The following is a 12,471-nucleotide window of genomic DNA, read 5'->3' on the forward strand; positions in this document are numbered from 1 at the left end:
CGCTCAGAAGAATTTGTACCCCACCCATTGATTTTCAAATTCTTCCGACCTACAATGTGGATACAACGATTAAATGATTGTTTTATTGATAACGAGAGGTGAGAGAAATGCTTTTGAAGGATGCGCTGATCGGGCGAACCTACACCGTAGAATCCATCCATTTGCCTTTTCAGTTGGAGCGGCGTCTGGAGGCTCTGGGGATGACCCGGCAGACCGCCGTTTCGGTGCTGAACCGAAAAGGGAAGGGAATTTTAATTATCAAGCTGCGGGGCACCCGCTTTGCCCTAGGCTATAACATCACGAAAAATATCACAGTGGAAGAAGGCGGCACATATGAGTGAGCATGAAATGACCATTGGGTTTATCGGCAACCCCAACTGCGGCAAGACCACCCTGTTCAATGCCTATACCGGAGCCAATCTGAAGGTAGCCAACTGGCCTGGCGTGACCGTGGAGAAGGTGGAAGGCGTGATGAAGGACCACGACCTCACCATTCACCTTGTAGATCTGCCCGGCACCTACAGCCTGACCTCCTACACTATGGAGGAGACAGTGTCCCGACAGTTCATTCTCAGCGACGAGGTAGATGTCATCATCAATGTGGTGGATGCCTCCGCACTGGAGCGCAGTCTCTATTTGACTTTGCAACTGTTGGAACTGGGGAAGCCGGTGGTGCTGGCCTTGAACATGATGGACATTGTGGAAAAGAGGGGCATGGAGATCGACCTGCACCGTCTGCCGGAGATGCTGGGCATCCCGGTGGTTCCAGTCTCCGCCCGGAAACGCCGTGGGTTGGACATCTTGCTCCATGCCGCCGCCCACCACAAAGATTGTACCGACCCGGACTGCTTGATCCACCACCACAAGGTTTGCTCCAAACACCAGCACGATCACCACTCGGAATATGCCATGGTCTATTCCGACGAAATTGAGGACAAAATCGACCAAATCATGCCGGAGCTGAAGCGCCGCTACCCTGGCTTGACTAACTACCGTTGGCACGCGCTGAAGCTGCTGGAAGGAGACAAGGAGATCACGGAGAAGTACCCGGTGGATCTCCCCAAGGTGTTGGATCGCAGTTATGAGTCGGACATCATCAACCAGAAGTACGACTTCATCGGGGAGATTATAGGAGAAGTTCTGCTCCACAAAGAACGCCAGGACAAACTTACCGAACGGGCAGACAAGCTTCTCACCAGCAAGGTGTGGAGTATCCCCATTTTTCTGGGGATTATGGCCATCACCTTCTTTTTGACCTTCACCATCGGCGACTGGCTCAAGGGCTATTTCGAGCTGGGCATTGACTGGCTCTCCAGCGTGGCGCAACGTGGTTTAACGGCGGTTCACGCCGGGACAATCCTCACTTCACTGGTTGTAGATGGTATCATCGGCGGTGTGGGTACCATCGTCACCTTCCTGCCCAACATCCTGATCCTGTTTTTGTGCCTGGCACTGCTGGAGGACAGTGGTTATATGGCTCGTGTGGCCTATGTGATGGAGGGCGTTATGAGTAAGCTGGGGCTCTCCGGTAAAGCTTTCATCCCTATGTTGTTGGGCTTTGGCTGTACCGTGCCCGCTATTATGGCATCCCGTGCGCTAGAAAACAAGAGGGATCGCTTCAAGGTCATGTTGGTGACACCCTTCATGAGCTGCAATGCTCGACTGACCATTTACATCCTGTTCTCTGAGATGTTTTTCGGGGATAACGCCATGGTGGTGGCCTACTCCATGTACTTGATCGGCATCGTCGTTGCCATTGTGGTATCCGCCGTCATCCACCTGCTGGACCGGAAAAAGAGCGTCAATTACCTGATGATTGAGCTCCCAGAGTATAAGCTGCCCGATTCACGGACGGTGGCCATCTATGTGTGGGAGAAAGTCAAGGATTACCTGGAAAAGGCAGGTACTACGATTTTTATTGCCACATTGGCCATCTGGCTCCTGTTGAACTTTGGCCCCCAGGGCTATTCCCCGGATATGGCACAGAGTTTCGGGGCCATGCTTGGTAAGTGGCTGGTTCCCTTCTTTGCCCCCATTGGCTTGGGCTTCTGGCAGATTGCCGTGGCTCTGATTGCCGGTGTCTCCGCCAAGGAAGTGGTGGTGTCCAGCTGTGCTGTGTTGTTCGGCATTGTCAACGCCAGCTCGCCAGAGGGGATGAGTGCTTTTGCATCTGCATTGAACGGTATCGGCTTCGGGCCTCTCAATGCCTTCTGCCTGATGGTGTTCTGCTTGCTCTATATCCCCTGTGCGGCGGCTCTGGCTACTATCCGCAAGGAGTCAGGCAGTTGGGCATGGATGGGCTTCACTGCTCTCTTCCAACTGGTGGTGGCATGGATCGTTACCTTTGTAGTGTATCAGATTGGATCGCTTGTATTGTTTTAAGTAAGCTGATTTTACGAAGCACACCAGATTGAGATAGGAGGTTTGTATGGCATCTTTGATTTTGCTTGCCATATTGGCAGCGTATAGTATCTGGTCTCTGCGGCGCATGGTGAAACGGCGCAAAGAAAACCGCGATAGATGTGCCGGTTGCCCTTATCAAGGCACTGAAATGTGTCGATAGAAGTTGCATTTTACCCAAGTGGCAGAACCTTTTACCCAAACGGAAGGATTGCTTTCAAAGGCATTGACGATAAGGCATTGTCCGTGTATGATGAAGATACAGTTAAACGATGATTTAATTGTTCTGATAACAGAATCAAATTAAGAGAGGAGTTTTCAAAATGAAAAAAACTTATAAGATCGAAGTAGACTGCGCCAACTGCGCCAACCTGATGGAAGATGCCGCCCGCAAGACCAGCGGTGTGCAGAACGCTACGGTGAACTTCATGACCCAGAAGATGATCGTGGAGTTTGCTGAAGGTCAGGAGCCTGCCAGCGTGATGGCTGCGGTGCAGAAAGCCTGCAAAAAGGTGGAGCCCGACTGCGAGATCTTCCTGTAAGAGCCATCCCCCACAGGTGCCCCGGACGCTACGGGCGGAAGGGGCACTTTTGTTAATGAACAAGTAAACGATTAAGCAATTATGGAAAGGAAAGAGCGATATGCAAGAAATGATTGAGAGCGGCTTGCTGATCGTGGTCGCGGTATTATCCGTGATCCTTCTCTTGATTGGCCAGCGGCCCAGCAGCGGCATGACAAAGAGACAGAAAATCATGTTGGGAAGAATCCTGACTGCAACGGTATTGCTGCTGGCATTGCAAACTTTGGGCTCCAGCGTCTTTGACCAGCTGGGCGCTGCCGGGCGCTGGGTACGATTGGCGCTCTATTTGGTCGATTACCTCATCATTGGCTATGATATTCTGCGAAAGGCATTCAAAGGTATCCGCAACGGCCAAGTATTTGATGAGAACTTCCTGATGGCGGTAGCCACCATCGGTGCTTTGGCTCTGGCCGTCTATGAGAATGGTGATTATCTGGAGTCCATTGCAGTTATGTTGTTCTACCAGGTGGGCGAATGGTTCCAGAGCTACGCCGTGGGCAGAAGCCGCCGGAACATCAGCGACCTGATGGACATCCGCCCCGATTACGCGAACATCGAGCGGGACGGCAAGCTGGAGCAGGTGGACCCGGACGAGGTGGAGATTGGCTCCATCATCGTGGTGCAGCCTGGCGAGAAAGTTCCCATCGACGGCGTGGTGACCGAGGGTGTGTCCACCCTGAACACGGCGGCCCTGACCGGCGAATCTCTGCCCCGAGACGCCAAAGCAGGCGACGAAATTATCAGCGGCTGCGTCAACATGACCGGCGTGCTGAAGATCAAGACCACAAAAGAATTCGGAGAATCTACTGTCTCCAAAATCCTTGACCTGGTGGAAAATGCCTCCTCCCGCAAGTCCAAGTCGGAAGATTTCATCTCCCGCTTTGCCAAAATTTATACCCCGGCTGTCTGTTACGCCGCACTGGCTCTGGCCGTTCTGCCGCCGCTGGTTCGGATGTTTGCCCTCGGCCTGGATGCCGGATGGGAAACCTGGATCTATCGCGCACTGACCTTCCTGGTGGCAAGCTGTCCCTGCGCGCTGGTCATCAGTATCCCGCTGTCCTTCTTCGCCGGTATCGGCGGAGCCAGCAAGGCAGGCGTACTGGTCAAAGGGTCTAACTATCTGGAAACCCTGTCCCAGACCAAGGTTGTCGTGTTCGATAAAACCGGAACCCTGACCCAGGGTGTATTTGAAGTCAACGGCATCCACCACAGCGAGATGGAGAACGCCAAACTGGTGGAATACGCTGCCCTGGCGGAGTCCGCCTCCAGCCATCCCATCAGCAAGAGTCTTCAGAAAGCCTACGGCAAGGAGATCGACCGCAGCCGTGTCAGCGACATCCAGGAGATCAGCGGCAACGGCGTGATTGCCAAGGTTGACGGGCACACCGTGGCTGCCGGCAATGACAAACTGATGGCGCGTATCGGTGTGGACTACATCAACTGCCACAGCGTGGGCACCATCATCCACATGGCGATTGACGGCAAATATGCCGGGCATATCGTGATCTCCGATGTGGTGAAACCCACCTCCAAGCAAGCGATCCAGGCCTTGAAGGCGGCTGGCGTGCAAAAGACCGTCATGCTCACCGGCGATGCCAAGCGAGTGGCCGACCAGGTGGCCCAGGACCTGGGAGTCGATCAGGTGTACAGTCAGCTTCTTCCCGCCGACAAGGTGGAAAAAGTGGAAGCCCTGCTGAAAGACAAGCCGGAGAAGGCGAAGCTGGCCTTCGTGGGCGATGGCATCAACGACGCGCCGGTGCTGGGCCGTGCGGACATCGGTATCGCCATGGGCGCGATGGGGTCCGATGCAGCCATTGAGGCTGCCGACGTGGTGCTGATGGACGACGATCCCATGAAGATCTCCACGGCCATCAAGATTTCCCGCAAGTGCCTGCGCATTGTTTACCAAAATATCGTGGTGGCAATCGGCGTGAAACTGATCTGCCTGGTGTTGGTGGCTCTTGGCTTCGCCAATATGTGGCTGGCCGTCTTTGCGGATGTGGGCGTGATGATCCTTGCCGTTCTGAATGCCATCCGCGCCCTGTTCGTAAAGAACCTTTAAGGCTTTTGAAAAACTATACGATGGGAGGGTCCCTAATGAGTCAAATCTGGCCCAATGAACCACACGGGCAGGAGTTGGAAAACCTGACACAATTATTTAAGGCTCTTGGGGACCCTTCCCGGATGAAGATTTTATTCCAGATATGCGCTACCGAAGCCTGTGTCAGTGATGTGGCGGGTAGACTCGATATGTCGGAATCTGCCGTCTCTCATCACCTCCATGTTTTACGTATGAATGGGCTGGTACGCAGACGCAGAAGTGGAAAAACAATCCTTTACATTTTGGCAGATGACCATGTGCGCTCCATCATCGTACAAGGATGCCAGCACGTCAAGGAGTTGCCACACCATTAAACTATTTGTGTGTTTTAATGAATTATGTAGCCCTCAACCAGTTCACAATATCACTCAAAAATAGTTATATTCCTGTTTATTAGTTTACCTGTCTGCCGGATGGCGGCAAAGAAAAAAAGCCGTCGTTCAGCAGGTGGTAGTTAACCCGCGCAGGAGCGAGTGCAGGACGCCGCGAAGATGGAACAGCCAGGAGGTGATGGACAAACTGTTTCGGAGCGATCAACGTCCCTGTGCCCCGGATGGTGGCAGATTCGGCGCGATGATGGCGCGGGGGCTTAAAGATACTTCCTCACGGCCCGCCAAAGACTTGGGGGGAACCCTGCGGCGCACGTTATGAACGACGCTGCGGAGTTATGACAGCCGCGCCAGCGGAGACCTGTTCTGTCCCCGGCGTCAGGGATGCGTGGCAAATGTGGCGTACTTACAGATTGATTTCACTGTGATTCCTGTCCCGGCGTTTAGCCGTTGGCAGGCAGAACAGTTCAAAATCAGATACCATGCGCTGGCAGTTTCGGCTGCCAGCGTATTCATGTGATTTTGAAAGCCACAACCACATCCTTGACAAAGAAGGGAGAGATTATATGGAAAAGCTATTTACAAGGAAAGAAGCAGCCAAAATCCTGGGAATCAGTATTGCAACGCTGGACACAGCCCGCAATAACGGTCTGATTTCCTATGTTCAGTATGTACAGAACGGCTGTGTCTATTTTACAGATGCAAGCCTCCAGGAGTACATCGCAAAATTCACGCATCGGGCAAAGCCGGTGGAAAAGTGTGTAACATATCGCAAAGCACGGAGCAGTGGAGCGTGAGCCGATCCGTATCCTTGCCGGGATGAAAAGTGTCTGGTAAAACAAAGATACAGCGCTGAATATGATTCTTGAGAGGTAACGGTTTTGGCAAAAAGAAAACGATTGATTCCAGATTATAGCACGGTTACGCTGAATGGCGTAGAGTATTACAGAACCCGAATTGAAGATGCCGATGGCAAGCGGGTCGCCCTTTATGCAAGAACCCCCGAAGAACTGTATGGCAAAGAAACAGAGGCGTTGGAGCAGGTTGGCCACGCACGGTTCCATCGGAAATCGCCAACAGTGGCAGAATACTGTGAAAAATGGTTGCTGATGCAATCAGTCCATGTGCGGCAGACTACCTTGACGGATTACACCTCCAAGGTGAGGCGGCATATCATTAAGGAACTGGGAGAGATGCGGATGGCAGATGTAACACTGGATGACATCCAGCTCGCCCTCGTCCCAGTTTCCAAAAAATCGGCGTCGGTCTATAAATCCGTGGTAATCCTTTATAAATCCATTTTTCGGGCGGCAAAGGAAAGTCATGTGATCGAGGTGAATCCGACGCTCCATTTGAACGCAAAAGGCGGCGGTGTTCCGCAGGAGGACCGTCAGGCGTTGACGGATGAACAGGTCGAGCAACTTTTAGATGCGATCCGGGACTTGCCTCCTTATGTGTTTGTGATGATTGGATTATATGCCGGTCTGCGGCGGGAAGAAATACTCGCGCTCCAGTGGGATTCGGTGTATTTGGACACGGATACACCTTATCTGACAGTCCGGCGGGCGTGGCACACGGAGCATAATCGGCCAGTCATTCTCACCGAACTAAAGACCAAGGCGGCAGAGCGGAATATCCCACTCCCGACCTGCTTGGCAGAATGCTTGAGGGAGGTGAAGGAAACGTCTGACTCTGATTATGTGGTGGCGAATCGGGATGGCGGCCCGCTGTCCTACACACAGTTTAAGCGGCTGTGGCAATACATAGTGACACGGACCGCCAGACCGAGAGTGGCAAAAAAGCTGGTAGATGGGAAATATGTGAAGTATATCCTTTACCCACAGCGGGGAGAGAAGGCCCGGAACAACGGTCACTGTGTTTACAGCCTGGATTTCGAGGTCACTCCCCACCAACTCAGGCACACATACATAACCAACCTGATTCATTCCTCGGTTGACCCCAAAACGGTGCAGTACCTGGCAGGTCATGAGAGCAGTAAAATCACGATGGATATTTACGCCAAAGTCAAATACAACCAGCCGGATCAGGTCGTCAAAGCGATGGACGGCGCATTTGCCCAATGGGATACCATGTGGGCATAGAACAGGAAATACAGTAAGAGCGAGGCAAGAACGCCTCGCTCTTTGTTTTACCCAATCCGTATCTTTGATTTAATCCGAGCTTTCTGATAAAAAAGGAGTGAAGGAACCAATTTGATTTGCGCATAAGAAAGGAAATTATCTATGGCTAAGAAAAAAACAATCGCTTTACAAAGGACATTGTTGAATTAAGTTATCGATACATTGATGGAAACTGGGTAAAGATTGCAGAGACGGAAAAAACATCTGAACCAGACGAAGATGCCGGTGGAAGCGAAGGAACTGTGGAAACTACTGCAAAAATCCTTTGGCGAAATGCAACGGATTACGATGCCGGTCAGTGGCAGGTTGCCGAAGTCCCCAGCAATTGCCCCACTATCAACGACATCGAGTTCATCGGCGGCAAGTTCTATGCTGTAGGTGACGGAGACTGGATTATGGTTTCTGAAAATGGCAAGAAATGGACGCAGATGAACGTGATCAATGATCTGGGCAAGAACCTCTACGGCATTGCCGGTTGGGGCGATGATTGGGGGACGGATTGATTATGAACCTGAAACGTAATGTGAAATCCGTCCTCAAAGACCAGCGTGGTGTCACATTGGTCGAGCTGGTCATCGCATCCACCCTGCTGCTGATCCTGCTGGGGCTTGCTTACATGGTGTTTGCTCACCTGATGGGCGTGTACGACCGCACCGAACGCAAATGGCTGGTGGAACGGAATGTGCAGCAGACCATGAGCCAGGTGGAGCAGGCCATCGAAATGTCTTATCAGGCCGAGCTTTATGCTACGAATGCTTCGGTACCAACTGATAATAAGCTCTGTGTGATCTATCTGGATACCACTACGGAACCTGGAAAACCCAGGCTCATGTTCAAGGATGCGGTCACAACCGAAAACCCGAATCCTGAACCGGTTCCGCTGAATGAGCTGCCGGTGAACTTCCAGCTGAGCAACAAAAAGCTGGATGGTTCCACCAGTCAGACCAAGGGCGATCTGCTTTATCTGGAGATCACTGCCCAGGATGACCAAATCGACTACAAGCTTTCCACGGCGGTGCATCTGCCCAACATTGTGCAGAGCGTGAAGGTCGCCGAAGGTGCGGGCAATGGCCCCTATACGGCCGTAACCTTCCAGCCTGCCGGTGACGGCCCGCTGGATTTGGGTACCGGCGATATTACCACCGCGGGCTGCTTCATTGCCACCGCTGCTTATGGCGATTACGACCAGTCCGGCGTGATGCTGCTGCGGCGTTTCCGTGACCAGTGCCTGCTCACCAATGAGCCGGGCCAGTGGATGGTGGAAACCTATTACCGGCTGTCGCCGCCCATTGCGGACCAGATCGCCCAAAGCCCGCTGCTGCGGGCGGTGGTGCGCATCCTGCTGCTGCCGCTGGTGGGCTTTGCCACCGCGCTGCTGCACCCGCTGTTCTCGGTGGGCGTTGGCGCTGCCGGCGTGGCCGCGGTGCGGGCCGCAAAACCCCTTGCCCGCAGGCTGCGGCAAAGGTGGGGCGCAAGGCGCCGCCACTAAGGCTGTGCCGCTCGTTTGCCGCAGGGCGAACGGGGCGGCAGGGGCCGAACCCAACTTTTTTTCGATCTTTGGGCGCCGAAAAGTCAGAGGCGGCGCTTTGAAGATACATAAAAATTTCCAACAACGATGGAGGAGAACAATCATGCAGAATTTGAAGAAGATCCTGAAGAACAAAAAGGGCTTTACTCTGGTAGAGCTGATGGTAGTTGTGGCCATCCTGGGCATCCTGGTTGCCGTGGCTGTGCCTGTGTACAACAATGTGACCGACGAGGCCAAGAGAAACACTTGTGATTCGAATGTCCGCACCATTGAGTCTGCTATTATGACTTATGAAATTAGCCATGACCCGATTGCTGCCTCGACGACAAATACCGGATTGAAAGGCTATCTGGTTCCCAATTATCTCGAAGAGATGCCCCAGTGCCCGTATGATGATGACAAGGAAACTGATGGCGGCGATTATTCTATCGATGCAAGTGGCAAGGTTGTTTGCAATGGATGCGGCGCTACTGAAGAGGATGGCGAATAACCCCACCCACCCCGGCCTTCTCTGACTGACTGGGCCGCACGCCCCCGCAGAGCTTCTCTGCGGGGGCAGGCGGCAGAGCGCCCTTTTCCCTTTGCGGCAAAAGGGCCTTCTGCCCCCTGCCTCCGCGCTGATCGTATGCCCCGCGCGCCGTTTCGCGGCGCGCTTCATTTTTGTCATCCCAAAACAAGGAGTGTGCAACATGACCATATACAGCATCATCGAAAAAGCCCTGGAACGGGACCCCTCCGATATCCACATCTCGGCCGGTATGGTGCCCTACTGCCGGTGCGCCGGCCGCCTGGTGGAGCTGGACCTGCCCGCCACCACCGAGGAGGAGACCCTGGCCGCCGCCCATCAGCTGCTCACCCAGGCCCAGTTCGCCCAGCTGGAAGCAGAGGGCGAGGTGGATGTGTCCCTCTCGGTGCCGGATGCGGTGGTCACCGCCCTGGAGCAGGACAAGCCCGAGGAGGACCAGCAGCCCGGCACCCGTCTGCGCCTGAACGTGTTCCGCCAGCGGGGCAGCTATGCCATGGCCTTCCGCGTGCTGAACAAGCACATCCCCAGCTTTGAGGAGCTGGGCCTGCCCCAGAGCCAGATGGAGCATTTCTGCACCCTCACCAGCGGCCTTGTGCTGGTCACCGGCTCCACCGGTACCGGTAAAACCACCACCATCTCCGCCATGGTGGACTGGATGAACCGCAACCGTGCCTGCCACATCATCACCATCGAGGACCCCATCGAGTATTTCCACGAGCACCAGAAGGCCATCGTCCACCAGCGTGAGATCGGCCGCGATACCACCAGCTTCGGCAGCGCGCTGCGCAGCGCCCTCCGCCAGGACCCGGACGTGATCTTCATCGGTGAGATGCGCGATCTGGAGAGCATCTCCATCGCCCTCACTGCCGCCGAGACCGGCCATCTGGTGCTGAGCACCCTGCACACCATCGGCTCCGCCAAGACCATCGACCGTATCATCGACGTCTTCCCGGACAGCCAGCAGCAGCAGGTGCGCACCCAGCTTTCCATGGTGCTGCAGGGCATTCTGTCCCAGCAGCTGCTGCCCTCCATCGACGGCCGCCGCCGCGAGCTGGCCACCGAGCTGCTCATGATGACCCCCGCCGTGCGCAACCTCATCCGCGAGAACCGCATCCCCCAGATCCCCAACGCCATCCTCACCGGCGCGGCCCAGGGCATGCGCAGCATGGACGCAAATCTGCTGCAGCTGGTGCAGCAGGGCCGCGTTCACGCCGAGGAAGCCCGGCTGTATGCCTCCGCTCCGGACCGCTTCGACGAGCTGGTCCGCCGCGGCTGATGGAGGAACCCCAATGGCATTGCTTTGGATCTATGTGTTTTTGTTCGGCCTGGTGATCGGCAGCTTTTTGAACGTGCTGGTCTACCGCCTTCCCCGTGAAATGCCCATTGCTCACGGGTTTTCCCAGTGCACCGGCTGCGGCCACCGGCTCTACCCCAAGGACCTGGTGCCCCTGTTCAGCTACCTGTTTCTGCGGGGTCGCTGCCGCTACTGCGGGGCGCACATCTCCTTCCAGTACCCGGCCGTGGAGCTGGCAAACGCTCTGCTCTGGCTGCTGTGCGCCGGGGTGTTCGGCTTTACCCCCCGGGCGCTGGCCGCCGCGCTGCTGTGCAGCTGCCTGCTCACCGTGCTGCTCATCGACTGGTTCCACCAGATCATCCCGGATGTGATGTGCCTGGCCATTCTGGTCTGTGGCCTGGGCCTGTGGGCCGCGGGCGGCGGGCCGGACCTGACCGCCCGGCTGATCGGTTTTGTGGTCATCAGCGTGCCGCTGCTGCTGCTGGCGCTGCTCTCCGGCGGGCGGGCTATGGGCGGCGGCGACATCAAGCTTATGGCCGCGCTGGGCTTCTGCCTGGGCTGGCAGTGCACCATCCTCACCACCATGCTGGGCGCGCTGCTGGGCACGCTGGCGGTGGTGGTCCTTCGCCCCACACGTTTTGCCCTGGGGCGTGAGGTGTCCTTTGGCAGCTTTCTGGCGCTGGGCGGCATGATCGCCCTGTTCTGTGGCGACGGCATCATCGGCTGGTATCTTTCGCTGGTGATCGGCGCCTGAGTCTTTTGTGTTTTCATCCCCTGTTCGGTCTTGGCCGGGCAGGGGATTTTTGCGTTCCGGAGCCGAGCGGCAGGGGAGAAAAAACGGCTGCCTGGAAAAATTTGACAAAAAAATAACCGAAATCCTCTTGAATTTTGTGCGCATTTGGGGTAGGATGATTATAAAATAACACCTGTTATTTTACTGTGAAATGGGAAGGGAGGGAGCAGCGATGCCGCCGCAAAAACGCATTTTCCAACAGGATATTCTGCAGGCCGCCGCCGAGCTGGTGGCCCAGCAGGGGCCGCAGGCGCTTTCGGTGCGCAGCCTGGCCCGGGCCATGGGCTGCTCCACCCAGCCCATCTACTCCGCCTTCGAGAGCATGGACGCCCTGCACACGGCCCTCATCGACTATGTACGGGAGCATTATCTGCGGGCGCAGGCCAGCAGCTACAAGCAGGTGGCGCTGTCCTTTTTGAACTTCGCCCGCAGCCAGAAGAACCTGTTCCGGCTGGTCTATCTGCGCCAGCGTCCGGCGGGGGAGACCCTGTTCGAGGACCCCAACGCGGAGGAGACCATCCGCCAGCTGCAGGCCAGCCTGGAGCTGAGCGGGGAAAAGGCCACCGAGCTGCACCGGCGCATGGTCTATTACTGCTATTCCATGGCGGTGATGATGGCCACCGGTTATCTGGAGTTTTCGGAGGAGGAGATCGACCGGGAGCTCACCGAGTATTACCGCATCGTATTAAGCTACTATAAGCAGGTGAAAAGCGAAGAGGAGCTGCAGCACTGGCTGTACCGGTCGCGGAACCTGTTGGGATAAACCAAAGGAGGAACA

At 55.3% G+C, this 12,471-nt stretch carries 14 protein-coding genes; all 14 read left to right on the forward strand.

Features of this window, described 5'->3' with window-relative positions; translation table 11 throughout:
- Window positions 1-107 precede the first annotated feature (107 nt).
- The 14 genes from B5G03_RS04355 to B5G03_RS04425 all read left to right on the forward strand — a co-directional run bounded on the left by B5G03_RS04355 (window position 108) and on the right by B5G03_RS04425 (window position 12,456).
- Window positions 108-341, forward strand: coding sequence for a FeoA family protein (locus B5G03_RS04355; protein ID WP_087180540.1), 234 nt, complete (start codon window positions 108-110; stop codon window positions 339-341).
- On the forward strand, window positions 334-2,382 hold the full coding sequence (gene feoB, locus B5G03_RS04360; protein WP_242962286.1) for a ferrous iron transport protein B: 2,049 nt from the start codon (window positions 334-336) through the stop codon (window positions 2,380-2,382). The genes B5G03_RS04355 and feoB overlap by 8 nt, the downstream gene beginning before the upstream one ends.
- A gap of 46 nt (window positions 2,383-2,428) precedes the next feature.
- The gene (locus tag B5G03_RS18135) at window positions 2,429-2,563 is read left to right on the forward strand and encodes a FeoB-associated Cys-rich membrane protein (RefSeq protein ID WP_087180541.1); all 135 of its coding nucleotides are present in this window, start codon (window positions 2,429-2,431) and stop codon (window positions 2,561-2,563) included.
- 160 nt (window positions 2,564-2,723) lie between these two features.
- The gene (locus B5G03_RS04370) at window positions 2,724-2,942 is read left to right on the forward strand and encodes a cation transporter (RefSeq protein WP_058966170.1); all 219 of its coding nucleotides are present in this window, start codon (window positions 2,724-2,726) and stop codon (window positions 2,940-2,942) included.
- 100 nt (window positions 2,943-3,042) lie between these two features.
- Entirely contained in the window at window positions 3,043-5,043 is a 2,001-nt protein-coding gene (locus B5G03_RS04375) for a heavy metal translocating P-type ATPase (protein ID WP_087180542.1), read from the forward strand.
- 35 nt (window positions 5,044-5,078) lie between these two features.
- Window positions 5,079-5,396 carry an ArsR/SmtB family transcription factor gene (locus B5G03_RS04380; RefSeq protein ID WP_162609519.1) on the forward strand — a complete coding sequence of 106 codons (318 nt, stop codon included), beginning with the start codon at window positions 5,079-5,081 and terminating at the stop codon, window positions 5,394-5,396.
- Between the two features lie 581 nt (window positions 5,397-5,977).
- Entirely contained in the window at window positions 5,978-6,208 is a 231-nt protein-coding gene (locus tag B5G03_RS04390; protein ID WP_087180544.1) for a helix-turn-helix domain-containing protein, read from the forward strand.
- Window positions 6,209-6,292: 84 nt separating this feature from the next.
- Window positions 6,293-7,513: a tyrosine-type recombinase/integrase gene (locus tag B5G03_RS04395; RefSeq protein ID WP_087180545.1), complete on the forward strand. Its 1,221-nt coding sequence runs from the start codon at window positions 6,293-6,295 to the stop codon at window positions 7,511-7,513.
- A gap of 281 nt (window positions 7,514-7,794) precedes the next feature.
- Window positions 7,795-8,055: a hypothetical protein gene (locus tag B5G03_RS04400; RefSeq protein WP_087180546.1), complete on the forward strand. Its 261-nt coding sequence runs from the start codon at window positions 7,795-7,797 to the stop codon at window positions 8,053-8,055.
- A gap of 2 nt (window positions 8,056-8,057) precedes the next feature.
- The gene (locus B5G03_RS04405; protein ID WP_087180547.1) at window positions 8,058-9,041 is read left to right on the forward strand and encodes a PulJ/GspJ family protein; all 984 of its coding nucleotides are present in this window, start codon (window positions 8,058-8,060) and stop codon (window positions 9,039-9,041) included.
- A gap of 142 nt (window positions 9,042-9,183) precedes the next feature.
- Window positions 9,184-9,570, forward strand: a complete 387-nt coding sequence (locus B5G03_RS17985; protein ID WP_162613325.1) for a competence type IV pilus major pilin ComGC — start codon at window positions 9,184-9,186, stop codon at window positions 9,568-9,570.
- Window positions 9,571-9,769: 199 nt separating this feature from the next.
- Window positions 9,770-10,882, forward strand: coding sequence for a type IV pilus twitching motility protein PilT (locus B5G03_RS04415; RefSeq protein WP_087180549.1), 1,113 nt, complete (start codon window positions 9,770-9,772; stop codon window positions 10,880-10,882).
- Window positions 10,883-10,895: 13 nt separating this feature from the next.
- Window positions 10,896-11,654 carry a prepilin peptidase gene (locus B5G03_RS04420; RefSeq protein ID WP_162613326.1) on the forward strand — a complete coding sequence of 253 codons (759 nt, stop codon included), beginning with the start codon at window positions 10,896-10,898 and terminating at the stop codon, window positions 11,652-11,654.
- Between the two features lie 211 nt (window positions 11,655-11,865).
- Entirely contained in the window at window positions 11,866-12,456 is a 591-nt protein-coding gene (locus B5G03_RS04425) for a TetR/AcrR family transcriptional regulator (RefSeq protein WP_162613327.1), read from the forward strand.
- Window positions 12,457-12,471 lie beyond the last annotated feature (15 nt).

Origin of the sequence: Gemmiger sp. An50, from assembly GCF_002161595.1 — a bacterium.
Lineage (GTDB): Bacteria > Bacillota > Clostridia > Oscillospirales > Ruminococcaceae > Allofournierella.